General features: G+C 60.8%; 24 protein-coding genes and 1 tRNA gene. 19 read left to right on the top strand and 6 right to left on the bottom strand.

Going from position 1 to position 24,818, the window contains the following annotated elements:
- Positions 1–171 precede the first annotated feature (171 nt).
- The 14 genes from NKJ72_RS19470 (at position 172) to glpK (ending at position 16,187) form a co-directional block, all read left to right on the top strand.
- A complete protein-coding gene (locus tag NKJ72_RS19470; RefSeq protein ID WP_352478961.1) occupies positions 172–1,584 on the top strand; it encodes a circularly permuted type 2 ATP-grasp protein in 1,413 nt (470 codons plus the stop codon).
- A 177-nt stretch (positions 1,585–1,761) separates the two neighbouring features.
- On the top strand, positions 1,762–2,703 hold the full coding sequence (locus NKJ72_RS19465; protein ID WP_352478960.1) for an alpha-E domain-containing protein: 942 nt from the start codon (positions 1,762–1,764) through the stop codon (positions 2,701–2,703).
- 61 nt (positions 2,704–2,764) lie between these two features.
- Complete coding sequence (locus NKJ72_RS19460) at positions 2,765–3,559, top strand: transglutaminase family protein (protein WP_352478959.1); 795 nt, start codon at positions 2,765–2,767, stop codon at positions 3,557–3,559.
- A 31-nt stretch (positions 3,560–3,590) separates the two neighbouring features.
- On the top strand, positions 3,591–4,322 hold the full coding sequence (locus NKJ72_RS19455; RefSeq protein WP_254817354.1) for a proteasome-type protease: 732 nt from the start codon (positions 3,591–3,593) through the stop codon (positions 4,320–4,322).
- Positions 4,323–4,380: 58 nt separating this feature from the next.
- On the top strand, positions 4,381–5,793 hold the full coding sequence (locus NKJ72_RS19450) for a pyridoxal phosphate-dependent decarboxylase family protein (RefSeq protein ID WP_352478958.1): 1,413 nt from the start codon (positions 4,381–4,383) through the stop codon (positions 5,791–5,793).
- A 109-nt stretch (positions 5,794–5,902) separates the two neighbouring features.
- Positions 5,903–6,670 carry a DeoR/GlpR family DNA-binding transcription regulator gene (locus NKJ72_RS19445; protein ID WP_352478957.1) on the top strand — a complete coding sequence of 256 codons (768 nt, stop codon included), beginning with the start codon at positions 5,903–5,905 and terminating at the stop codon, positions 6,668–6,670.
- A gap of 125 nt (positions 6,671–6,795) precedes the next feature.
- Entirely contained in the window at positions 6,796–8,322 is a 1,527-nt protein-coding gene (glpD, locus tag NKJ72_RS19440) for a glycerol-3-phosphate dehydrogenase (RefSeq protein ID WP_352478956.1), read from the top strand.
- A 39-nt stretch (positions 8,323–8,361) separates the two neighbouring features.
- The gene (locus tag NKJ72_RS19435) at positions 8,362–9,441 is read left to right on the top strand and encodes an ABC transporter ATP-binding protein (protein WP_352478955.1); all 1,080 of its coding nucleotides are present in this window, start codon (positions 8,362–8,364) and stop codon (positions 9,439–9,441) included.
- Between the two features lie 9 nt (positions 9,442–9,450).
- Positions 9,451–10,518: an ABC transporter ATP-binding protein gene (locus tag NKJ72_RS19430; RefSeq protein ID WP_254817349.1), complete on the top strand. Its 1,068-nt coding sequence runs from the start codon at positions 9,451–9,453 to the stop codon at positions 10,516–10,518.
- Position 10,519: 1 nt separating this feature from the next.
- A complete protein-coding gene (locus NKJ72_RS19425; protein ID WP_023674893.1) occupies positions 10,520–11,386 on the top strand; it encodes a carbohydrate ABC transporter permease in 867 nt (288 codons plus the stop codon).
- A gap of 1 nt (position 11,387) precedes the next feature.
- On the top strand, positions 11,388–12,302 hold the full coding sequence (locus tag NKJ72_RS19420; RefSeq protein ID WP_352478954.1) for a carbohydrate ABC transporter permease: 915 nt from the start codon (positions 11,388–11,390) through the stop codon (positions 12,300–12,302).
- 173 nt (positions 12,303–12,475) lie between these two features.
- A complete protein-coding gene (locus NKJ72_RS19415) occupies positions 12,476–12,742 on the top strand; it encodes a DUF2160 domain-containing protein (RefSeq protein WP_031193610.1) in 267 nt (88 codons plus the stop codon).
- 78 nt (positions 12,743–12,820) lie between these two features.
- Positions 12,821–14,548: an ABC transporter substrate-binding protein gene (locus NKJ72_RS19410; RefSeq protein WP_254817346.1), complete on the top strand. Its 1,728-nt coding sequence runs from the start codon at positions 12,821–12,823 to the stop codon at positions 14,546–14,548.
- A gap of 145 nt (positions 14,549–14,693) precedes the next feature.
- Positions 14,694–16,187, top strand: coding sequence for a glycerol kinase GlpK (gene glpK, locus NKJ72_RS19405; RefSeq protein WP_352478953.1), 1,494 nt, complete (start codon positions 14,694–14,696; stop codon positions 16,185–16,187).
- A gap of 76 nt (positions 16,188–16,263) precedes the next feature.
- Here the strand turns inward: glpK and NKJ72_RS19400 are convergent, their stop codons facing one another.
- On the bottom strand, positions 16,264–16,743 hold the full coding sequence (locus NKJ72_RS19400; protein WP_254817344.1) for a BA14K family protein: 480 nt from the start codon (positions 16,741–16,743) through the stop codon (positions 16,264–16,266).
- Between the two features lie 309 nt (positions 16,744–17,052).
- Here NKJ72_RS19400 and NKJ72_RS19395 point away from each other — a divergent pair.
- The 5 genes from NKJ72_RS19395 to NKJ72_RS19375 all read left to right on the top strand — a co-directional run bounded on the left by NKJ72_RS19395 (position 17,053) and on the right by NKJ72_RS19375 (position 19,835).
- Positions 17,053–17,128, top strand: a tRNA-Lys gene (locus NKJ72_RS19395).
- 664 nt (positions 17,129–17,792) lie between these two features.
- Entirely contained in the window at positions 17,793–18,398 is a 606-nt protein-coding gene (locus NKJ72_RS19390; RefSeq protein ID WP_352478952.1) for a hypothetical protein, read from the top strand.
- Between the two features lie 43 nt (positions 18,399–18,441).
- Entirely contained in the window at positions 18,442–18,678 is a 237-nt protein-coding gene (locus NKJ72_RS19385; RefSeq protein ID WP_352478951.1) for a hypothetical protein, read from the top strand.
- Between the two features lie 27 nt (positions 18,679–18,705).
- Positions 18,706–18,936 carry a hypothetical protein gene (locus tag NKJ72_RS19380; protein WP_352478950.1) on the top strand — a complete coding sequence of 77 codons (231 nt, stop codon included), beginning with the start codon at positions 18,706–18,708 and terminating at the stop codon, positions 18,934–18,936.
- The gene (locus NKJ72_RS19375) at positions 18,936–19,835 is read left to right on the top strand and encodes a hypothetical protein (protein ID WP_352478949.1); all 900 of its coding nucleotides are present in this window, start codon (positions 18,936–18,938) and stop codon (positions 19,833–19,835) included. The genes NKJ72_RS19380 and NKJ72_RS19375 overlap by 1 nt, the downstream gene beginning before the upstream one ends.
- A 384-nt stretch (positions 19,836–20,219) precedes the next feature.
- Here the strand turns inward: NKJ72_RS19375 and NKJ72_RS19370 are convergent, their stop codons facing one another.
- Genes NKJ72_RS19370 through NKJ72_RS19350 form a run of 5 tightly spaced genes read right to left on the bottom strand, consistent with a single transcriptional unit; the run spans position 20,220 to position 24,675 of the window.
- Positions 20,220–20,615: a hypothetical protein gene (locus NKJ72_RS19370; RefSeq protein ID WP_352478948.1), complete on the bottom strand. Its 396-nt coding sequence runs from the start codon at positions 20,613–20,615 to the stop codon at positions 20,220–20,222.
- Positions 20,616–20,660: 45 nt separating this feature from the next.
- Positions 20,661–21,785, bottom strand: a complete 1,125-nt coding sequence (gene dprA / locus NKJ72_RS19365; protein WP_352478947.1) for a DNA-processing protein DprA — start codon at positions 21,783–21,785, stop codon at positions 20,661–20,663.
- Positions 21,782–22,369: a glycerol-3-phosphate 1-O-acyltransferase PlsY gene (gene plsY, locus NKJ72_RS19360; protein WP_352478946.1), complete on the bottom strand. Its 588-nt coding sequence runs from the start codon at positions 22,367–22,369 to the stop codon at positions 21,782–21,784. The genes dprA and plsY overlap by 4 nt, the downstream gene beginning before the upstream one ends.
- Before the next feature lie 57 nt (positions 22,370–22,426).
- The gene (locus NKJ72_RS19355; RefSeq protein ID WP_254817340.1) at positions 22,427–23,713 is read right to left on the bottom strand and encodes a dihydroorotase; all 1,287 of its coding nucleotides are present in this window, start codon (positions 23,711–23,713) and stop codon (positions 22,427–22,429) included.
- Positions 23,710–24,675 carry an aspartate carbamoyltransferase catalytic subunit gene (locus NKJ72_RS19350; protein WP_352478945.1) on the bottom strand — a complete coding sequence of 322 codons (966 nt, stop codon included), beginning with the start codon at positions 24,673–24,675 and terminating at the stop codon, positions 23,710–23,712. The genes NKJ72_RS19355 and NKJ72_RS19350 overlap by 4 nt, the downstream gene beginning before the upstream one ends.
- Positions 24,676–24,818 lie beyond the last annotated feature (143 nt).

Here is a 24,818-nt window from a genome sequence, read left to right as displayed (position 1 = left end):
CTCCATCCGACATTTGCCCGGACACCAGGCAAAGCCTGATCAAGGCCCTATTGGTGCTGCCTTAATTTTAGGCAACCGCGATATACTGATCGCCGGCGCCCGCCAAATCGCCGATTGCGCTTGATTTTCTCCAGCGAGGCCAGTGAAATGGCGTCACAGGGGAGTATGCGATTGGCAGCGTTCGACGAAATGCTTCCGGAAGTTTCCGGGCTGAGAAAACCGTATTCGGCTTACGATCGCTGGCTGAAGGAACAGGACCCGGCCAGACTTACCGAGAAGATGCAGGACGCCGAACGCGTCTTTCGCAAGACAGGCATCACGTTCGCCGTCTACGGCGAGCAGGAAGCATCGGAGCGCCTGATACCCTTCGATATCGTTCCGCGCATCATTTCGGGCAATGAATGGCGGCGGCTGACGCAAGGCATCGAGCAGCGCGTCCAGGCGCTGAACGCCTTTCTCGACGACATCTACCATCGCCAGGAGATCTTGCGCGCCGGCCGGGTGCCAAAGGAGTTGATCGCCAGGAACGAGGCGTTCCTGCCCGAGATGATCGGGGTGCGGCCGCCGGCCGGCGTCTATACCCACATCATCGGCGTCGACATCGTACGCATTAGCGAGAACGAGTTCTACGTACTGGAGGACAATGCGCGCACGCCGTCCGGCGTCTCCTACATGCTGGAGAACCGCGAGACGATGATGCAGCTGTTTCCCGAGTTGTTCCAGCAGATCAAGGTGCGGCCGGTGGAGAATTACCCGCAGCTCCTGCGCCAGTCGCTGGCGGCGGTACGGCCGCAAAGCACCAAGGGCACGCCGACGATTGCCGTGCTGACGCCGGGCAGCTTCAACTCAGCCTATTTCGAACATGCCTTCCTTGCCGACCAGATGGGCGTGCAGCTCGTCGAAGGGCAGGATCTGCGCGTCGTCGATGGCCATGTCGCGATGCGCACGACCGAGGGGTACAAGCAGATCGACGTGCTATACCGGCGTGTCGACGACTCGTTCCTCGATCCGCTGACCTTCCGCCCCGACTCGGCACTTGGCGTGCCGGGCATTATGGACGTCTACCGCGCCGGCAACATCACGATCGCCAATGCGCCGGGAACCGGCATCGCTGACGACAAGGCAATCTATTCGTACATGCCCGAGATCGTCGAATTCTACACCGGCCGCAAGGCGATGCTCGGCAACATCCCGACCTGGCGCTGCTCGGAGCCGGACAGCCTGAAATACGTGCTCGAGCACATTGATGAACTGGTCATCAAGGAGGTCCACGGGTCCGGCGGTTACGGCATGCTGGTCGGTCCGGCGGCGACCAAGAAGGAATGCGAGGATTTTTCCAAAAAGCTCGCGGCAAAACCATCGAACTACATTGCTCAGCCGACGCTGGCGCTGTCGACCTGTCCGATCCTGACGGACAAGGGGCTGGCGCCGCGTCATGTCGATCTGCGCCCCTATGTGCTGGTTTCCGACCGTATCCAGATCGTGCCCGGCGGGCTGACCCGAGTAGCGCTCAAGGAAGGCTCGCTGGTCGTCAATTCCTCGCAAGGCGGGGGCACGAAGGATACCTGGGTGTTGGATGATTAGGAAGGATACCTGGGTGTTGGATGATTAGAGTGGAAGTAGTGAATAGTGAATAGATAAGGATATGGGTCGTAATGTTGGTGAAATGCCCTGAAATGAAGCACGCGGCATCGTGGCTTAGGTTCTGGATAGTCACCATTCACCGTCCACCGTCCACCATTCGCCTCAGGGCCGCCTGACATGCTTCTCGGTCGCACCGCCAACGGGCTCTATTGGATGAACCGCTATATCGAGCGGGCGGAAAACATGGCGCGGCTGGTGGATGCTGGCTTGCGCATGGCGCTAACCCGTACTCAGAACGCTTCGGAGGAGTGGAATTCGGTGCTGCTTAGCGCCGGTTCGGACGCCAGCTTCACGCAGAAATATTCCGACTACACCGCCGCCAATGTCGCCGACTATCTGCTGCGCGACACATCGAACCCGTCGAGCACGATGTCGTCTATCGAAACGGCCCGTAACAATGCCCGCATGGTGCGTACCGCGTTGACGCGTGAAACCTGGGAAAGCATCAACGAAGCCTGGATGTCGCTGAAGCGGATGCTGGCCAAGCCGATCGACGAGCGCGACCTGCCCAACGCGCTCGATGCAATCAAACGCGAGACGGCGCTGATCCGCGGCTCGTTCTACGGCACGATGCTGCGCAACGAGATTTTCGATTTTTCGCAGCTCGGCACTTATGTCGAACGCGCCGACAACACTGCGCGCATCCTGGATGTGAAATACTACGTGCTGTTACCGTCGATTTCCTGGGTCGGCTCGACGCTCGACAACTACCAGTGGGAATCGATCCTGCGCTCGGTGTCGGCGCACCGCTCCTACCGCTGGGTTTATGACGCCGACTACAAGCCGAGCAACATCGCCGACTATCTGATCCTCAACGTCCGCATGCCGCGCTCGCTGACCTTTTGCTACCGCTTCCTGACAGAGCATCTCAAATTCCTGGGTGACGACTATGGTGAGCGCCACGCCTGCCATGCGACGGCTGCCAAGACCCAGGCCATGCTGGCGGCCGGCTCGATCAAGGATATTTTCGACGCCGGCCTGCATGAATTCCTGGCCAATTTCATCCGCAACAACACCAGACTCGGCGACGAGATCGCGCAGGATTACAGGTTCTATTGAGCATGACCCCAAAAAGCGGAGACCGGTTTTCGGAAAAGCTCATGCTCCAGGGACGAGTGCGATGCGGCTGAAGATCACCCACCGGACCGAATACCGCTACGATGCGCCGGTGCATTATTTGTTGCAGCGTTTGCGGCTGCTCCCGGTGAACGGGCGCACCCAGACGGTACTGTCCTGGGCGCTGAAGATCGAAGGCGCACGCGAGGAAGTGCGCTTCACCGACCATTTCGGCAATGATACCCGGCTGTTGAGCGTCGAGGGCGAGCGCGACGTCATCACCGTAGAAGCAGCCGGCGAAGTGGTGACGCGCGACACCGCCGGCGTCTGCGGGCCGCACCAGGGTTTCGTGCCGCTCTGGCTGTTCGGCCACGAAACGCCGCTGACGACGATCGGCAGCGGCATTCGCGAGCTTGCTGCCTCGGTCGGCAAGGGCACCGACATCGAAAGGCTGCACCGGTTGATGGCGATGATCGGCGAGCGCGTCGCTTATACGTCGGGCACCACCAACGCGACGACGCCGGCCGAAGAGGCCCTGGCGCTCAAGACCGGCGTTTGCCAGGACCACAGCCACATCTTCGTTGCGGCGGCGCGCGCCATGGATTTTCCGGCGCGCTATGTCAGTGGCTATCTGATGATGGATGCAGCGATCGAGCAGGCGGCAAGCCACGCCTGGGCCGAGGCGCATGTCTCGGGCCTCGGCTGGGTCGCCTTCGACGTCGCCAACGGCATTTCTCCCGACGAGCGTTATGTAAAGGTGGCGACTGGCCGCGATTATCGCGACGCCACACCGGTATCGGGAATTCGGCTGGGACAGGCGGAAGAACAGCTTGCCGTCACCGTCACCGTGGAGCAGTAATCTCCGCCAAGATTGTTGCCAAAGAGATTCGATGACCTATTGCGTCGGCCTGAAGATCGATCGCGGGCTCGTGTTCATGTCGGACACGCGCACCAACGCCGGCATGGATTCGATCTCGACCTTCAGGAAGATGCATGTCTGGGAAGAGCCGGGCGAGCGCGTCATCGTTTTGATGTCGGCCGGCAATCTGGCGACGACCCAGGCCGTGGTCAGCCTGCTCGACGAACGCACCAAGGCAGTGGCGGAGCGCCGTGCCACGCTGCTCGAAACGCCTTCCATGTACCAGACGGTGCGGCTGGTCGGAGACACTGTCAAGGAGGTCATCGCCAGTTCGTCGCCGGCGGGCGAAAAGGCGGATTCCTATTTCAACGCCTCCTTCATCCTCGGCGGTCAGATCAAGGGCAGCGCGCCGCGCCTGTTCATGATCTATCCGGAAGGCAATTTCATCGAATCCACCGACGATACGCCGTTCTTCCAGATCGGTGAGACCAAATACGGCAAGCCGATCATCATCCGCGCTTATGAAAGGACGATGAGTTTCGCCGAGACGGTGAAGTTGCTGCTTGTGTCGTTCGACTCGACGCTGAAGTCGAACCTGTCGGTCGGCCTGCCGCTCGACCTGCTGTTCTATGAAAAGGACACCTTCAAGGTCGGCCTCAAAAAGCGAATAACCCAGGATGATCAATACTATCGCACGATCTCGGATAGCTGGTCGAACGCGCTGAAGACTGCCTTTGCCAGCTTGCCTGATTTTCCCGAATGAAAACCTTCGTTTTTCGTGCTCTTTGATGGCGGCTCGACGAGGCGCTACGGAGGCGAAGATGAATAGCAACGAATTCCGCGAATGGTCGCTGCGAGCGGCCGAATGGGGCGCCGACTACAGAGACAGCCTTCGCGAAAGACCGGTGCGGCCGTTTGTCGAGCCGGGCGAAATCTTCAAAAGCATCGATGTCGCGCCGCCGGAAAACGGCGAAACGATGCAGGCAATCTTCGCCGATTTCGAGCAAAAGATTCTGCCGGGCATGACGCACTGGCAGCATCCGCGTTTCTTCGCCTATTTCCCGGCCAATGCGGCACCGGCCTCGGTCGTGGCCGAGTATCTGGTTTCCGCCATGGCCGCGCAATGCATGCTTTGGCAGACCTCGCCGGCGGCAACCGAACTCGAGACGCGTGTCGTCGACTGGATGCGACAGGCGCTTGGTCTGCCGGAGGGATTTTCCGGCGTCATGCAGGATTCGGCTTCGTCAGCGACGCTTGCCGCCGTGCTGACCATGCGCGAGCGCGCGCTCGACTGGCAAGGCAACAAGAACGGCTTGCAAGGCCAGCCGGTCGTGCGGGTCTATTCTTCCGGCCAAGTCCATACTTCTATCGACCGGGCGATCTGGGTGTCGGGCATCGGCGAGGCGAACCTCGTGCGCATTCCGGTCGCCGGGCGCTTCCGCGCCATGCAGACGGCGGCTCTGGAAGCCGCGATCGTCACCGACCGCGAAAACGGCATGCTGCCGGCGGGCATCATCGCCAGTGTCGGCGGCACAAGTACCGGCGGCACCGACGATGTGGCGGCTGTTGCCGCGGTGGCTAAGCGGCACGGGCTCTACCTGCATGTCGATGCCGCATGGGCTGGCTCCGCCATGATCTGCCCCGAGTTCCGGCATTTCTGGGCAGGCGCCGAACATGCGGATTCCATTGTCTTCAACCCGCATAAATGGCTGGGCGCACAGTTCGATTGCTCGATGCAGTTCATCCGTCAGCCGGAAGACCTCGTGCGCACGCTGGCGATCAAGCCCGAATTCCTGAAAACGCATGGCCGCGACGGAGTCATCAACTACTCCGAATGGTCGGTGCCGCTTGGCCGGAGGTTCCGCGCGCTGAAACTTTGGTTCCTGCTGCGTGCACATGGCTTGGAAAATCTGCGGACCATGGTCCGCAACCATGTCGCCTGGAGCGAGAGCCTCGCCGCAAGGCTGGCAAAGGAACCGGATTTCGAGATCGTCACGGAGCCGATGCTGTCGCTGTTCTCGTTCCGGCGTCTCGCGGCTGCGGGCACCGACTCTGACGAGCACAATTTGCGGTTGGTCAGCGCGATCAACGATGACGGCCGCATCTACCTGACGCAAACCCGGGTGGACGGGAAGGTGGCGATCCGCTTTCAGGTCGGGCAGTTCGAAACGACAGCGGCGGATGTCGATACTGCTTTCGAGGTCATTACTGAAATTGCGCGTGGCCTGGGTTGACCGGCATCATCGAGGTTGCGCCGGGGCTTTCTTGCAGCCACCTGATCTTCCTGTTCATGGCTTTCGTTTTCCGTTATAGACAAGTAAAACGAAAACGAGAGGTTGCTAGATGTATCTGTCGCCGCGTCATTCCGAAATCATCCAGATGGCCAAGGACCATGGCCGCGTACTGGTCGAGGAGTTGGCGACGCATTTCAACGTGACGCCGCAGACGATCCGCAAGGATCTCAACGATCTCTGCGACCAGCGGCTTTTGTCTCGCATTCATGGCGGGGCATTGTTCCCGTCCGGCATCGAGAACATGGAGTATGAGGCTCGGCGCAAGATCGCCGCCGAGGAGAAGGAGGCGATCGGCCGCGCAGCAGCCCGGCTGATCCCCGACAACGCGTCTCTTTTCATCAATATCGGAACAACGACGGAAGCTGTCAGCAAGTCGCTGCTCGATCACAGCGGCTTGATGGTCATCACCAATAACATCAATGTTGCCAACAGGATGCGCGTATATCCTTCGATCGAGGTGGTGATCGCCGGCGGTGTCGTACGCGGTTCCGACGGCGGTGTGGTCGGCGAGGCAGCGGTCGATTTCATCCGGCAGTTCAAGGTCGATTTTGCGGTGATCGGCGCCTCGGCCATCGATCATGACGGCGCACTGCTCGACTTTGATTTTCGCGAGGTGAAGGTCGCTCAGGCGATCATCGCCAACGCGCGGCATGTGATCCTCGTGTCGGACCAGACCAAATTCGAGCGCACCGCGCCCGTCCGCATCGGCCATCTGTCGCAGGTAAACACCTTTATCACCGATCGTTGCGACATCCCATCGGTGCGTAGGATCTGCCAGGAGGCAGAAGTTCAGCTGATCGAAACGTCGCTCTCCTAGAGATGCCGTTGCGGCATCTGTCGCCAATGATATTTCGTTTGACATTCGTTATCATTTCGAAATAATCCCCGTACGGTTTCGCAAGAACCCAAAAATGCCGCAATGCGAAATCGAGGGAGGACTCTTTGGGCGCATCACCGATCCATGACATTTTCGTCATCGGTGGCGGCATCAATGGCTGCGGCATCGCCCGCGATGCCGTTGGGCGGGGGTTTTCGGTATTTCTTGCCGAGATGAACGATCTGGCCAGCGGAACCTCTTCCGGTTCGACCAAACTGATCCATGGCGGCTTGCGCTATCTCGAATTCTACGAGTTTCGCCTGGTGCGCGAAGCGCTGATGGAACGCGAGGTCCTGTGGAGGAACGCGCCGCATATCATCTGGCCGATGCGCTTCGTGCTGCCATACGCCAAGGGGCTGCGTCCGGCCTGGCTGATCCGGCTCGGGCTTTTCCTCTACGACCATATTGGCGGGCGCAAATTGCTGCCGCCGACGAAAACGCTGGACATGGCCAAGGATCCCGCCGGCAAACCGCTGAAGCCGCTGTTTCGAAAGGCGTTCGAATATTCGGACGGTTGGGTCAACGATGCCCGGCTGGTTGTGTTGAACGCCCGCGACGCTGCCGAGCGCGGCGCAACCATTCGAACCCGAACAAAGGTCGTCAGCGCACGCCGCGAAGGCAATCTCTGGACGGTCAGGCTTGAAAACGTGCGGACCGGCGATACCGAGGAGGTCAAGGCGCGGCTGCTGGTCAATGCCGCCGGCCCGTGGGTCGATCAGGTGCTGTCGGCCACCGTCGGCTTGAACGACGTGCACAATGTCCGCCTCGTACAAGGCAGCCACATCGTCGTGGGCAAGAAATTCGACGACCCACGCGCCTATTTCTTTCAGAACAAGGACGGGCGCATCATTTTCGCCATCCCCTATGAAGACGAGTTCACGCTCATCGGCACCACCGACCGGGACTATCCCGGCGATCCGCACGACGTCAGGATCAGTGATGCCGAGATCGACTATCTCTGCGCTGCGGCAAGCGAATATTTCGCGCAGCCGGTCAAGCCGTCGGATATCGTCTGGACCTATTCCGCGGTGCGCCCGCTCTACGACGATGGCGCCTCAAAGGCGCAGGAAGCCACCCGCGACTATGTGCTGAAGGCCGATGGAGGCGAGGGTGCCGCCCCGATCGTCAATGCCTTTGGCGGCAAGATCACCACCTACCGCCGATTGTCGGAATCGATGCTGGAGAAGATCGAGGGTTTTCTCGGCAAGCGCGGCAAGCCATGGACGGCAAACGCGCCGCTGCCCGGCGGTGACTTTCCCGTTACCGGCTTCGATGCCGAAGTGGCGAAACTGAAAACGGCGTACCCGTTCCTCGACGCGCGGCTGGCCCGCCGGTTGACCCGGCTCTACGGCACCCGCGCAAGGAAGCTGCTGGGCCTCGCCAAATCGAACGTCGATCTTGGCCGCAACTTCGGCGCCGATCTCTACGAAGCCGAGGTGCGCTACCTCGCCGAAAACGAATGGGCGATGACTGCCGAGGATGTATTGTGGCGCCGGACCAAGCGCGGCCTGCGTCTCAGCCGTGAGCAGGCGGCAGTGCTCGACGAGTTCATGCGCGGAATAAGCCGGCAGCACGTAGCGGCTGCCGAATAGGGACGGCCGACTGATGCAGAAAGCCTGGGAGGAGGCATCATGCTTGAACTGAGAAACGTGACGAAGACGGTGGGTGCGGCGGACCATATCCGCGATGTCTCGCTGACGCTTCAGCACGGCTCGCTCAACGTCCTGCTCGGGCCGACGCTCTCCGGCAAGACCAGCCTGATGCGGCTGATGGCGGGCCTCGACGTGCCGACCTCGGGCTCGGTCTGGTTCGATGGCAAGGATGTCACCGGCATGCCGGTGCAAAAGCGCAACGTCGCCATGGTCTACCAGCAATTCATCAATTATCCGGCGATGACGGTCTACGAAAACATCGCCTCACCGCTGCGGGTAGCCGGCACAGATCAGGCAACGATCGACAGGGAGGTGCGCAATGCGGCCGCCCTTCTCAAACTCACGCCCTATCTCGACCGGACGCCTCTCAGTCTGTCGGGCGGCCAGCAGCAGCGCACCGCGCTGGCCCGCGCCATCGTCAAGAATGCCAGCCTCGTGCTGCTCGACGAGCCGCTCGCCAATCTCGACTACAAGCTGCGTGAAGAATTACGCGCGGAACTGCCGAAAGTCTTCGCGGCCGCCGGCACAATCTTTGTTTATGCCACGACCGAGCCGCACGAGGCCTTGCTGCTCGGCGGCAACACGGCAACGCTTTCCGAGGGCAGCATCACCCAGTTCGGGCCGACCATCGAAGTGTTCCGCAAACCGGTCGATCTGGTGACGGCGAGAACCTTCGCCGATCCGCCGCTCAACACCATTGTGCTTGCCAAGAAGGGCCTGGATTTCCTGCTCGAGGGCGGTGTGAAATTGCCGGTGCCGGCCGAACTCTTCGGCATTGCCGATGCGATCTATACGATCGGCTTCCAGCCGCATCATCTTTCCCTCGATCGGCCCAACGCCGCCGCAGTGCCGGTGCGCGCAAAGGTGACGATCACTGAGATCACCGGATCGGAAAGCTTCATCCATCTCGATTTTGCCGATGCGCGCTGGGTCATGCTGACCCACGGCATTCGCGACTTCGAGCCGGACGAGGAGGTCGAGGTGTTTATCGACCCGCGCCACATCATGGTCTTCGACGAGCACGGCCGCGCCGTGGCCGCGCCGAAGCTGGCGGCTTAGGAGGAAGCGATGGCGCGCATCGATGTCAATCATATCCGCCACTCCTATCTGCAGAACCCGCGCACGGATGCCGATTTCGCGTTGAAGGAAGTGCACCACACCTTCGAGGATGGCGGCGCTTATGCGCTGCTCGGCCCGTCCGGCTGCGGCAAGACTACGCTGCTCAACATCATTTCGGGATTGCTGCATCCCTCACACGGCCAGTTGCTGTTCAACGGCAGGAACGTGACCAATCTGTCGACCCAAGAGCGCAACATCGCCCAGGTCTTCCAGTTCCCGGTGATCTACGACACGATGACGGTCTACGACAATCTGGCGTTCCCGCTGCGCAATCGCGGCGTGCCGGAGGCTGACGTCGACCGTAAGGTGCGCGAAACGCTGGAGATGACCGGGCTGGCCGATATGGCCAAACGAAAGGCGCGCGGACTGACCGCTGACCAGAAGCAGAAAATTTCGCTCGGACGCGGGCTGGTGCGCTCCGACGTAAATGCCATCCTGTTCGACGAGCCTTTGACCGTCATCGACCCGCATATGAAATGGATGCTGCGCTCCCAGTTGAAGCAGCTTCACCGCCGCTTCGGCTACACCATGGTCTATGTCACGCACGACCAGACCGAGGCCTTGACCTTCGCCGACAGGGTGGTCGTCATGTATGACGGCGAAATCGTACAGATCGGCACACCGGCAGAGCTGTTCGAGCGCCCGCGCCACACCTTTGTCGGCTATTTCATCGGCTCGCCCGGCATGAACGTCATGCCGGTGGCGATCGACGGCAAGACTGCGCGGCTGGGCTCGCAGCAGATCGAACTGCCGGGCGTGCCTAAGGCCGGTGGCGGCGCCATCGAGCTCGGCATCCGTCCCGAATATGTGCGCCTGGGCAGCCAGGGCATGGCCGTCCGGATCAGCAAGGTCGAGGACGTCGGCCGCCACAAGGTGGTCCGTGCCAATCTCGAAGGGCGCGAGATCGCCGCCGTCATCGGCGAGGACGAGACGGTTCCGGCTGATCCGAAGGTGCGGTTCGACCCAGCCGGTATCAACATCTATGCCGATTCCTGGCGCGTCGAGATGGGGGCCTGAAGTGGAAAAGACCTGGAACAATAGAGCCTGGTTCCTGGTGCTGCCGGTGCTGCTGCTGGTGGCGTTCTCGGCGGTCATACCACTGATGACGGTCGTCAATTATTCGGTGCAGGACACTTTCGGCAATAACGTCTTCTTCTGGGCCGGCACGGAATGGTTCGAGGAACTGCTTTCCTCGAGCCGCTTCTGGCAGGCGATGATCCGCAACCTTGTCTTCTCCTTTATCATCCTGGCGATCGAAGTGCCGCTCGGCATCTTCATTGCGCTCAATATGCCGAAGAAGGGTTGGGGCGTGCCTGTGTGCCTTGTTTTGATGGCGTTGCCGCTGCTGATCCCGTGGAACGTCGTCGGCACCATCTGGCAGGTGTTCGGGCGCAACGACATTGGCCTGCTCGGCTATTACGTCAACGCGCTCGGCATCGACTATAATTATGTGCAAGACCCATATGACGCCTGGGTCACGGTCATCATCATGGACGTCTGGCATTGGACAAGCCTCGTCGTCCTGCTCTGCTATGCCGGCCTGGTCTCGATCCCGGATGCCTTTTATCAGGCAGCCAAGATCGACGGTGCCTCGCGCTGGGCGGTGTTCCGCTACATCCAGCTGCCGAAGATGAACCGCGTGCTGCTGATCGCCGTGCTGCTGCGCTTCATGGATAGCTTCATGATCTACACGGAGCCGTTCGTGGTCACTGGTGGCGGCCCCGGCAACTCGACGACCTTTCTTTCGATTGATCTCGTCAAGACCGCGCTCGGCCAGTTCGACCTCGGCCCGGCGGCGGCGATGTCGCTGGTCTACTTCCTTATCGTCCTGCTGTTGTCGTGGGTGTTCTACACCGTGATGACCAATTACGACGCGGAGCGTTGAGATGAGCCGCACCGAAGAGAGAGCCGATAGGGTGAGCGAGACGACAGCTTCGGAAGGGCTCGCCAGCACGCTGCGACAGGACGAGATCGCACGGCTGATGCGCCGTCGCGGCGAGGAGTCGCGCTGGTGGTGGATCGTGCCGACGCTCTACATCGTCGTTCTGCTTTTGCCGATCTACTGGCTCATCAATATGAGCTTCAAGACCAATGGCGAGATCGTCTCGTCTCTGACTCTCTACCCGCACGCGCCGACATTGGCGAATTACCGCACCATCTTCACCGACGCGTCCTGGTATTCGGGCTACATCAACTCGATCACCTATGTGGTTATGAACATGGTGATTTCGGTGGCTGCGGCACTGCCTGCTGCCTATGCTTTTTCGCGCTATCGCTTCCTCGGCGACAAGCATCTGTTCTTCTGGCTGCTGACCAACCGCATGGCGCCGCCGGCGGTGTTCGCGCTGCCATTCTTCCAGCTTTATTCGGCCTTCGGCCTTATCGACACCCATATCGCCGTGGCTCTGGCGCATTGCCTGTTCAACGTGCCGCTGGCGGTGTGGATCCTCGAAGGCTTCATGTCGGGCGTGCCCAAGGAGATCGACGAGACCGCCTATATCGACGGCTATTCGTTCCCGCGCTTCTTCATCAAGATCTTCATGCCGCTGATTGCGAGCGGCATCGGCGTGGCGTGCTTCTTCTGCTTCATGTTCTCGTGGGTGGAGCTCTTGATCGCCCGCACGCTGACGACCACGGACGCCAAGCCGATCGCCGCGACCATGACCCGCACCGTTTCGGCCGCCGGTATGGATTGGGGGTTGCTTGCCGCCGCCGGCGTGCTGACGCTGATTCCCGGCGCGCTCGTCATCTGGTTTGTGCGCAACTACATCGCCAAGGGCTTTGCCCTGGGGAGGGTATGATGGAGCAGGTCGACAGAAGCCCATGGTGGTGGGCCGTGCTGTTTCTTGCCCTGGTCGTCGTGGCCTGGGTGGCACTTCAAATCGATTTCGTGGCAATAACGGTAGGCTTCAGCGATCCGGCCAATATCCGCCTGTGGGGATTTAACCTCTCGTCCAACCTCGATTTTTCGTGGATGGCCTGGACGTGGCCGACCGCGGCCTTCTTTGGAACCATCTTTCTGCTGCTTTGCGGCATGGCGGTGTGGGAATACGTCTCGCCGGGCGGCAATCCGCGCGTCGGCGTGCTGCGCTTCGAAACGACGCGCGGCGACCGCCTGTTCCTGTCGCTGCTGGGCAGCGCCTTTATCCATCTCGCTTGGCTGGGTCTAGTCGGACCCAATCTGTGGTGGGCTCTCGCTCTCTCCGTGGTCTACGCCGTCGGTGTGTTCCGCTACGTATAGAGGGGGAAACTGTTGGAACGGCGGCGTGCCGGCCGCCGATCCAGATCGCGCTTTGAACTTTAACAGTGGAGGAAATACATGCGACGGCAATTCTTGACATCAACAACTGCGCTTGTCCTGTTGCTAGGGGCCAGCAATGCCTATGCCGGAATGGACGAGGCCAAGGCCTTCCTGGACAAGGAAATCGGCGACCTCTCGACGCTCGACCGCGCCGGCCAGGAAGCCGAAATGCAATGGTTCATCGATGCCGCGAAACCTTTCGCCGGCATGGATATCAAGGTGGTCTCCGAAACCATCGCCACGCATCAGTATGAATCGCAGGTGCTTGCGCCGGCCTTTACGGCCATCACCGGCATCAAGGTCACGCATGACGTCATCCAGGAAGGCGACGTCGTCGAGAAGATCCAGACCCAGATGCAGACCGGCCAGAACCTCTATGACGGCTGGGTCAACGATTCCGATCTGATCGGCACGCACTGGCGCTACCAGCAGGTGCGCAACCTGACCGACTGGATGGCAGGCGACGGCAAGGATGTCACCAACCCGAATCTCGACCTGAAGGATTTCATCGGCACCTCGTTCACCACCGCGCCCGACAAGAAGCTCTACCAGCTTCCCGACCAGCAGTTCGCGAACCTCTACTGGTTCCGTTACGACTGGTTCAATGACGAGAAGAACAAGGCGGACTTCAAGGCTAAATACGGCTACGACCTCGGCGTGCCGGTCAATTGGTCGGCCTATGAGGACATCGCCGAGTTCTTCACCGGCCGCGAGATCGACGGCAAGAAGGTCTACGGCCATATGGACTATGGCAAGAAGGACCCGTCGCTCGGCTGGCGGTTCACCGACGCATGGCTGTCGATGGCTGGCAATGGCGACAAGGGCATTCCGAACGGTCTGCCCGTCGACGAATGGGGCATCAAGGTCGACGAGAATTCGCGACCGGTCGGTTCCTGCACGGCGCGCGGCGGCGACACCAATGGTCCGGCTTCTGTCTATGCCATCCAGAAGTACCTCGATTGGCTGAAGGCCTATGCACCGGCGGAAGCCCAGGGCATGACCTTCTCTGAGTCAGGGCCGGTGCCGGCGCAGGGCGCGGTTGCCCAGCAGATCTTCTGGTATACCGCGTTCACCGCCAGCATGGTCGACGCCAGCGCCAAGGCGGTGCTGAACGACGACGGCACGCCGAAGTGGCGCATGGCGCCGTCGCCGCATGGCGTCTACTGGAAGGACGGCATGAAGCTTGGCTATCAGGACGTCGGTTCCTGGACGCTGATGAAGTCGACGCCGACCGACCGCGCCAAGGCCGCCTGGCTCTACGCGCAGTTCGTCACCTCGAAGACGGTCGACGTGAAGAAGAGCCATGTCGGCCTGACCTTCATCCGCGAGAGCACGATCCACGACAAGAGCTTCACCGAGCGTGCGCCGAAGCTCGGCGGCTTGATCGAGTTCTACCGCTCGCCGGCACGCGTCCAATGGTCGCCGACCGGCACCAACGTGCCGGATTATCCGAAGCTGGCACAACTTTGGTGGCAGGCTATCGGCGACGCTTCATCGGGCGCCAAGAGCGCGCAGGAAGCGATGGACTCGCTCTGCGCCGAGCAGGAAAAAGTGATGAGCCGCATCGAGAAGTCGGGCGTCCAGGGCGATATCGGCCCGAAGATGGCCGAAGAGCATGACCTCGCCTATTGGAACGCCGACGCGGTCAAGAAGGGCAATCTCGCTCCTCAGCTCAAGATCGAGAACGAGAAGGAAAAACCGGTCACCATCAACTATGACGAGCTGGTGAAGAGCTGGCAGCAATAGGGCTGTTTGATGCGGGCGTTCGCGCCCGCATCGCCATACGCAGGGGAGGCGGCATGTTGCCGTCTCCCCTGTTTGCGTGAACGGCTCCGCGCTATCTGGCGCCGAGACATCGCAGCACCTTGAATTCGCTTCGACGGGAGAGAGAATGACCGGATACATCCTTGCAATCGACCAGGGAACGACATCGAGCCGGGCGATCCTGTTCGACGACAAGATGAAGGTCGTCGGCAGCGGGCAAAAGGAATTCACCCAGTATTATCCGGCCTCCGGCTGGGTCGAGCATGATCCCGAGGAAATCTGGTCAAGCGTCGTGGAAACGGTGAGGGCCGCGCTGAAGACAGCCGGCCGCAACGCAGCGGACGTCGCCGCGATCGGCATCACCAACCAGCGCGAAACCGTCGTCATCTGGGACAAGGAGACCGGCGAGCCGATTCACAACGCGATTGTCTGGCAGGACCGCCGCACCGCGCCGCTATGCCAGAAACTGAAGAAGCTGGGGCTGGAGAAGAAATTCACGAAAAAGACCGGCCTGCTGCTCGATCCCTATTTCTCCGGCACCAAGATCGCCTGGATGCTGGACAAGGTGAAGGGCGCCAGAAAACGCGCCGAGAAGGGCGAACTGCTGGCCGGCACCATCGACAGCTTCCTGATTTGGCGCCTGACTGGCGGCAAGGTCCACGCCACTGACGCCACCAATGCCTCGCGCACGCTGGTCTACAACATCGAACAAAACGCCTGGGATGACGAGTTGCTGGCCATTCTTGGTATACCTGCAAGAATGATGCCGCAGGTGAAAGACTGTGCCGATGATTTTGGAATCACCGACAAAAGTCTGTTCGGCACAGAGATCAGAATCCTCGGTGTGGCCGGCGACCAGCATGCGGCGGCGATCGGCCAGGCCTGTTTCGAGCCAGGCATGATGAAATCGACCTACGGCACCGGTTGCTTCGCGCTGCTCAACACCGGCAGCGATCTGGTGCGTTCGAAGAACCGGCTTTTGACCACCATCGCCTACAGGCTGAGCGGCAAGACCACCTATGCACTGGAGGGCTCGATCTTTATCGCCGGCGCCGCCGTGCAGTGGCTGCGGGACGGCATCAAGGTGATCGGCAAGGCCGAGCAGAGCGGCAAATTGGCGGCGGAGGCCGATCCGACGCAGAACGTCTATCTGGTGCCGGCTTTCGTCGGGCTCGGCGCACCGCACTGGGATGCCGAGGCGCGGGGCGCCATCTTCGGGCTGACCCGCAATTCGGGGCCGGCGGAATTTGCCCGCGCGGCGCTGGAATCCGTTGCGTTCCAAACGCGCGATCTGCTCGACGCTATGCGCAAGGACTGGAAGGGCGCTTCGGCCAAGACCGTGCTCAGGGTCGATGGCGGCATGGTGGCGTCGGACTGGACCATGCAGCGGCTGGCCGACATTCTCGATGCGCCGGTCGACCGGCCGACAATTCTCGAGACGACCGCGCTTGGCGCGGCATGGCTGGCCGGCTCGAAGGCGGGTGCCTGGCCGAAGGCGCGGGAATTCGCCAGGAGTTGGGCGCTCGAGCGCCGGTTCAAGCCGGAGATGGATGCTTCGACACGTGCCGCCAAGCTGGCCGGCTGGCGCCACGCTGTGCGCAGGACGCTAAGTGCGCCATAAGCAGGGATGGCACCGATTCGCACTCATGAGAAACCCGCGCCGTTGCGGGCGCGGGCTTACAGTCTCTAATCACGACTCAGTAAGGCGACCGGCACTGCCGGCGCGGGCCGTAATTGGGCTGGTACGTGTTGTCAGACGCACGATAGCTCCGGTAATGGTCATAGCACCACTGCACGTGTGCATCGCCACGATAGACACGATTCTGGTTGTTGATGATAGCGCCGGTAATCAGCGCACCGGTGGCGAAAGCGGCCAGCGGGAACCAGTAGTCGCCATGGCGGCGATAGCCGCGACGATATTCGCGATAGCCGCGATGGCCACGCCAATACATGCCGTCGTCACGCGCAAAACTGCGCCGGGAGAAATCGCGACGCGAGAAATCGCGATTGAAATTCCGGTGCCTCCGCCACGGCTCGTACTGGACGGTCTGGACATTCGAGGTGAGCCCTTGGGCAGGGGGCGCATAGCTGGGCTGAGCGTTGACTGGCACGATCTCCGCGGCAGCGAATGAGATCGAAAGGGTGGTCGCCAGCAGGCCCGACATGATCCTATTCATGATCTTCTCCTTGAAACGCGTGTCCCTTGTCGCGGAAAAACGGGCAGGCTGCGCAAATTGTTCCGCTAAGAATCCCAAGTTGCTGATCTGCAAAGGTTCTCTCGATTCGCTGCTTGCGCTTGTCCCGCCAAGCGCGAGCTTCGGCCCTTGCGCGAGACGGAGGCAATTCCGTCAACGCCGAAGCGCACCGCACGGCATGATGACGCGGCAGGAAGGTCCGGTCTGGGAGCCGTCTTTTTCCGGTTGACCGGCAGAGGCACTCTCCCTATGTTCCGCGCAATTTCGAGGGCGGCCTTTCTGAGCCCGCGGGAGCGCGTAGCTCAGCCGGTAGAGCAACTGACTTTTAATCAGTAGGTCATGGGTTCGAATCCCATCGCGCTCACCAAATAAGCCAACAAAATCAATAAATTACGTAGCTGTTTCTACTGATAACCTCGTGCTGGTCGCCATCAGGGTTCCGGTGGGGGTTCCGCAGGGCAGTCGCACAAATGCCGCCGCGACGAAGGGGCGGCACTGCGAAGCTGATCGATTCAGGCTTCTGTGGTTTCGATCCTGCAAACGAAGCCGAAGTCAAAATCATCCGCGAGGCTGTACCAGACCGGCTTCATGCCCTTGCCGAGAGGTGTTCCTCGAGCGCATCCATGTACTCCCGGCAAGAAGATTTCATACGTTCCATTGGAGTGTTGCGGAGTCCGAAGCCTGGACGGTAGCCACGGCGATGGTCGTGGCAGCTAGACCGTTCATTATCGAACGGCGTGTAAATTCAGACGCAAATGTGATATTAGCTGAATTGCTCATGTGAAGGCACTCCAGTGCCTTTGCGAGAGAAGTAGTGGACGGGTGTTACAGCACCGTCCACTACGGCTAGCCATGTTCGTTGCCATTGGCAATAGAGTATGGCCAAAAACTGTTCGCTTTAGACAATACTATTTCGAAGCTTTATTTCATTTTCATTTAATATCTCTAGAATTGCTGCGGTTTGCGGAATTTATCGTATGTGACATGCATTTCGCAGATCGTTGATTTCCATCATCGTGAGAGGGCTTGACATGTCTGAATCTTGGGGCGCGCCTGATAAAGATGGGTGGCAACGAAGCGGTATCGAGTTTGCTTTCTATCACAGCCTGGTCGACGAGGACCCTGCCCATGCCGCGCCGGCGCTAGAGGCTTTAGGAAGGGTTGCCGCTGCATGGTCTCGAATGGAGCATCACTTAGATGCGCTCATCATTCAAGTTAACAAGCCGGACCATTCTGAAGTGCTATTCGAAACGCACCCTGTTTCCTTCTCGAAAAAGATCGACTTGCTAAAAAAGTGGTTCAACAAGTACCCGCCCTTGCGCGGATACAAGACCGATATGCGCGAACTGACCTCCCGGCTGAAAATTCTCGCCAACCATGACGGAAAAGAGATTGCGCTTAGCCGCAACATCTTGCTGCACGCCATCCCTGCATCCTTCAACGCGGACAAAGGGGAGATCGTCCTTCACCACATGAAAATGCTGCCAGATGGCAATATTCGATCGCGCCACATAACGGTCAGCCTGACAAATCTGGCGGCATTCTTCGATATGGTACAGCTATCAAACGTCTTCCTTGGGACCATCACCCAAGAAATGTTCACGCTGGAGGGCTACGAGAAAATTCGAAAGCGGTAGTCCGGAGCGACCCCCCTTGATCCGACCAGCCAGCAGCATGAGAATGGCGAATCGAAAATTGCCAACGCGCGACCCCCCCACGCCCCAGATTGAAGAATACGTTCGCTTCCAGACTGCTAAAGAAGCGCTCCAGGACGCAGAAGCTCTGAAGGCTGCAGGTCACCTGGAGAAGGCATTCGACATGCTGTGTCGCGCCTTAGAGAAAGTCATCACAGACACTGACGACGATCTCGAGGAACTCGAAAACAGGTATCACGATCTGGATGGCCGCGTCGGCTGACCTGCCCTAAAAAAGCGGGAGGCGCGAATGGCGATCGAACCGCGCGGGCGGCACAAGCTCGAATGGCAAGATATGTCGAACTACGTCGTGCACTTCACCAAAACGACACCCGCGGAAGCTTGCGCTGCCGATAACGTGGTAGCGATGTTGCGGGCCGGGAAAATCGAGGCTCGAAACAGGTACGGCCTCGCTTACTTTGACGCCCGAGCTCCCGCCGTGGTTTGCTTGACCGAAACGGGACGCTTGGTGGGACTCTGATGGCCGAAGGTGAATTCCACGTCGTGGCGCGTTGCCCAGTCTGCGGGATCCCGGCGCAGGCCTGGCTTGACGAAGTGCCCACTGCGGACCTCTCCGCCGAGTCTGCATCGGATGCGATAGCAACTTCAGATATCGAGATAGAATGTGAGACTTGCGGGAACGTGTTTCCGGTCACGATCACGGCTCATTTAACTGGATGGGAAGCTCATCTCACCGACGATCCCAAGACGAAAGCCGAATTCGAACAGTTGGACTATTCGTATGACCAATGGCTCGAGGACATGGAGCCGGAGCCTCATCCTCGTGTCATATTCAACCAAGCAATTGGCGAGTGGCTAGGTCTGCTACACGCAGTTGGCGACAAGAGGTCGGGCGCAGCCGGCATCAATAGAATGCTGCTTGTCCAACTGTTCTCGATTATCGAAGCCTACCTGTCCGATGCCGTGATCAAGCTTGCATTCGAAGATCGTGTTGTCGCCAAAGCGATGGTGGAGTGGCACCCCGACTTGAAAGTAGAGCAAGTATCGCTGATGACGGTGGCGTCACAGCCGAATTTGGTGCGCGACGTCGTTGTCGCCCAGCTCCGGAAAAAGACCCAGTTCCACCGGTTCGAATTCCTGAATGGTATGCTGCGTGCAGCTATTGGCCATCATCTTCTGCCAAACGACAAAGTTAAACGAGACCTGATTCTACAATCCGTCCAAGGGCGCCACCACTGCGTGCATCGAAATGGTCGCGATCTTGACGGCAAGATTTTGGATAGCGTGACTGTAGACTACCTAAGTCGTTTGGCCCGGTGTTTTATGGAGACAGTCGAAAGGCTTGCAACGGCAATCAATGAGATCGAAGCCAAGCGACCACCACCGCTTTCAGAGGACCTGCTTACTATCCAATGGTGATACTTGCCTAGCGAGCATCAGCCTGTCCGTTTTTCGACTGTGCAAACCCTTGGATGCGCGCAGTGCGTTGGCTGTGATGGTGTTTGCAGAGCGATCTGAGGTTCGACCAGACAAGTCGCCGGCCGGATGCTTGCCCTCAGAAATGGCCGTCATGGTCGCAGCGCCTTCGCACGGGCCTTCTCCAAACCAACCGCGGGGAACTTGCCAAGCGTTTACGCGTCGCTTCGTGGCATCGCTCGAGCGGGTGTATACGACCGTCCAGGCCTTCACTCCTGTAGGCCCCTAGCCGCAATCCAAAACCTGGAGAACTGTCCCTAATTACTGTCTCACCCAAGGGGTGCAGGCCAATGGGTGACAGCCTCGTGCCCAACGCATGCAGTGGCGTTAGCCGCCCGCGCCATCGTCCATCATCGTGCCGGTGAGCGCCTCATAGGCTCTGCTGCACACCTGAGAACCCGGACAATCCTTCACGATAAGCACTGGCGCCACGGTAAGAACCGCGGCGGCAAGGATTTGCAGGAAAAGACCGACGGCGCTTACCTTCCTGCCGAACGCGCCGGCCAGAAAAAAGTAGAGACCCTGGGCCATGCAGGCTGCCGTCAGAATGCCCAGAAACGTGCTGGTCGCTCTTGCAAAGGGCGTTATGTAGCCGTCGGGAAAACCCGACATGCCGAGATCCATCGACCATTGCAGCGCCAGCATGACGCTCAGAGCTGACCAGACAAGGGCCGTCATACGAGTGAACAGCGTCTGCTTTGGTTTGTTGCTCGGATCGGCCATCGGATCACGTCGGAATTGCTTGCCGGGACATGCGCAAGTTCTGGGTCAAATCAGTGAGACGTTGCCGCCGGCATGGCGTTCGAGCCGGGCGGCGAGGTCGAGCTCCAGCAGCACCATGAACACTTGGGCGGGATGCAGGCCGGTGTGGCGGATGATCTCGTCCACTGATACCGGCGTCGGGCCGAGCGCTTCGACGACGCGGTCGCGATCGTCCTCGCGCGGCGGCGGTGTTGCCGAAAAGTCGGGCGGCTCTTCAAGCGGCGATGTCCTTGGCGACCAGCCGCCGACCAGCGGCGCTATGGCACTGGTGATATCGGCGGCCTCGGTCACAAGGGTGGCGCCGTCCTTGAGCAGGCCATTGGCGCCGGCGGCGCGCGGATCGAGCGGTGAACCGGGAACGGCGAAAACCAGCCGCCCCATCTCGCCGGCGAGGCGGGCGCTGATCAGCGAGCCGGAGCGCTGTGCGGCCTCGACCACCACCAATCCCAATGCAGCACCGGCGACGAGCCGGTTGCGGCGCGGAAAATCCTGTGCGCGCGGCTGCCAGCCGAACGGCATTTCGGAAATGATGGCGCCGCCACCCTTGGCGATCTCGTCGCACAGGCCGGCATTTTCGGGCGGGTAGGGCAAATCGAGGCCGCCGGCGAGCACGCCGATCGTGCCGGTCGAAAGGCTGCCCTGGTGCGCGGCCGTATCGATGCCGCGCGCCAGGCCGGAAACAATGCCATAGCCGTCGCGGCCGAGATCCGCCGCCAACATCCGCGCCATCTTGATGCCTGCCAGCGATGCGTTGCGAGCGCCGACGATAGCGACCGCTGGCAAGCGGAACACCGCGCTGTTGCCCCTGACCGCGAGCAGCGGCGGCGGATGATCCATGCTTTTCATCAGCGGCGGATAATCCGCCTCGCCGATGCCGACGAAGCGGGCGCCGGCCCGCCGGGCCGTCTCCAGCTCCGCCTCGACCTCGGCAATGGACGGGATGCGGACGATTTTTTTGGCGCCACCCGAAATCATCAGCTCGGGCAGCATCGATAATGCTGCTTCGGCCGAACCGAACCGGTTGATCAGGTCGCGAAAGGAAGCCGGGCCGACATTCGGCGTGCGGATCAGACGAAGCCAGCTCAGCCGCTGCCGGTCGCTGAGGCGCGGCCCGGAGTCGGGCTCGCTCACTCCTTGGCCCCGATCTTACCCTCGGTGCCGGCAAGCAGCCGCGCAATGTTGGCGCGGTGCTTTACGATGACGATGAGGCTCATCGCCGCGAAAAGCCCGGCAATCTGCTGGGTGCTCAGGAAATACAGGGCAACGGGCACGACGACCGCTGCCGTCAGTGCCGCAAGCGAGGAGAAGCGGAACAGGAAGGCCACCGCCAGCCAGACGACGGCGAAGATCAGCGCCACTTGCCAGGCAAGGCCGATCAGCACGCCAAGGTAAGTGGCGACACCCTTGCCCCCCTTGAAGCCGAGCCAGACCGGAAAAAGATGACCTGAAAACGCGCCGAATCCGGCCCAAAGTCCGAGCTCGGGCGCAAAGCGGCCTGCGATCAACACCGCCGCGGTGCCCTTCAGCGCATCGAGCAGCAGCGTGGCCGCGGCCAAGCCCTTGTTGCCGGTGCGCAGCACATTGGTGGCGCCGATGTTGCCGGAGCCGATGTTGCGCACGTCGCCGAGGCCGGCGGCACGGGTGATCAGCAGGCCAAACGGGATCGAGCCGAGAAGATAGCCGAACACCGATGCCAAGACGGGACTGTAAACCATTGTTCCCCCGAACTTTCCTTGGCTGAGCGAATTTGAAGACGTGACACCCGCTTCGTCCTAGGCCGAAAACACTGTGCGACCCGCCACCATCGTTTGCAAGACCTTGCCTTGCAGTCGCGCGCCTTCGAAACAGGTGTTTTTCGAGCGTGAGCGGATGCCGCTCTCGCTAACGATCCATGGCTCGTCCAGATCGACGAGCGCAAGGTCGGCCAATGCCCCCGGTTTCAGCGTGCCGCCGGGCAGGCTGAACAATCTTGCCGGCGCGGTCGACAGCGTCTCGATCAGCCGCAGCAGCATCACGTCGCCATTGTGATAGAGCCGCAACGCTGCGCCCAGCAGCGTTTCCAGCCCGATGGCGCCGGCCGCAGCATCGGCAAAGGGCAGGCGCTTGGTGTCGACGTCCTGCGGGTCGTGCGAGGAGACGATGAGGTCGATGGTGCCGTCTTTGATCGCTTCGATCATCGCCAGCCGGTCTTCCTCGGCGCGCAGCGGCGGCGTCAGCCGGAAGAAGGTGCGGTACTCGCCGACATCGTTCTCGTTGAGCGACAGATTGTGGATCGACACGCCGGATGTGACATTGGCGCCTTCGGCCTTGGCTCGCGTCACAGCAGCCGCCGCCATCGCCGTCGAGATCTTGGCCGCGTGATAGGCGCCGCCGGTCAGCCGCGCCAGCGCCAGATCGCGCTCCAGCGGGATGGATTCGGCCTCGCGCGGAATACCGGCAAGGCCGAGCCAACTTGCATATAGGCCTTCATTCATCACGCCTGACGAGGCGAGATCGGCATCCTGGGTTTCGTGGGCGATCACGCCACCGAAATCGCGCGCATAGGTCAGCGCCCGGCGCATCACCAGCGCGCTGGATATGGTGTGGCGACCGTCAGTGAAGGCGACCGCGCCGGCTTCGAGGAGCAGGCCGAACTCGGTCATCTCACGGCCTTCGAGACCCTTGGTGATCGCCGCTGCCGGAAAGATGTTGACGATGGCTGTATCCTTGGCGGTGCGCAGCACAAACTCGACCAATGCGACATTGTCGATCACCGGGTCGGTATCGGGCATCATCACAATCGAGGTGACGCCGCCGGCCGCTGCCGCCACGCTGGCCGAGGCGATGGTCTCCCGGTGTTCGCCGCCCGGTTCGCCGATGAAGACACGCGCATCGATCAGGCCGGGGATGATCGCCTTGCCGGCGCACTCGATGATCGTGGCGGCTTCGGGCGCGCCCTGGTTCAAGGCCGCCTTGCCAGCGGCAACAATTTTGCGCCCTTCGACGATGACGGTGCCGATCTCATCGATGCCGCGCGATGGGTCGACGATGCGGGCGCGGCTGAAGACCGTTATGCTCATCGGCCCCGACCCTCGTGGTTTCGACGCGGGTCGAGCAGCGCTTCCATCACCGCCATGCGTACGGCGACGCCCATCTCAACCTGTTCCTGGATGACGCTTTGCGGGCCGTCGGCGATCTCCGAGGCGATCTCGACGCCGCGGTTCATCGGGCCGGGATGCATAACCAGCGCACCGTCCTTGGCCGCCTTCAGCTTCTCGGCGTCGAGGCCGAAATAGCGGAAATATTCGCGCACCGACGGTACGAAAGCGCCTTCCATGCGTTCGCGCTGCAGGCGCAGCATCATTACCACCTCGGCGTCCTTCAGACCCTCGGCCATGGAACGGGTGACGATGACGCCCATCTTCTCGATGCCGGCGGGCAAAAGCGTCGAAGGGGCGACGACCCTGACCTGGGCACCAAGCGCGTTGAGCAGGATGATATTGGAGCGGGCCACGCGCGAATGCAGGATGTCGCCGCAGATCGCCACGATCAGCTTCGACAGCGGACCCTTGGCGCGGCGGATGGTCAGTGCGTCGAGCAGCGCCTGGGTAGGGTGCTCATGGGCGCCGTCGCCGGCATTGACCACCGAGCAGCCGACTTTTTGGGCAAGAAGTGCTGCCGCGCCGGCCGATTGATGGCGGATGATCAATATGTCGGGACGCATGGCATTCAGCGTCATCGCAGTATCGATCAGCGTCTCGCCCTTTTTCACCGAAGAGCTCGCTACGGACATGTTCATGACGTCGGCGCCGAGCCGTTTGCCGGCCAGCTCGAACGACGATTGCGTACGGGTCGAGGCTTCGTAGAACAGATTGATCTGGGTGCGGCCGCGCAGCGTCGATGTCTTCTTGTCCGATTGCCGCGAGATGGCAACGGCCCGGTCCGCCCGGTCGAGCAGAAGCTCTATGTCGGCGGGGGAAAGATCGCGGATGCCCAGAAGATGGCGGTGGGGATAAAGTGGCAGGGACGATGCGTCGGTCATCTCAAGTCGCTGCTATAGGGGGGAGGCTCCGCGGCTGCAAGCATCGGCTTGGGATTGGATCGGTTCTCCCCGGGATTTTCGTCGCGCGCCGCTGGCCATAGGCTATAAACCGCCTTGGCTTTGGATTCGCAGCCTTCAGGTGA

Source organism: Mesorhizobium sp. M0045 (genome assembly GCF_040323385.1).
Lineage (GTDB): Bacteria > Pseudomonadota > Alphaproteobacteria > Rhizobiales > Rhizobiaceae > Mesorhizobium.
Note: the sequence above shows the minus strand (reverse complement) of the source record. Positions and strands in the feature narration are given on the sequence as shown.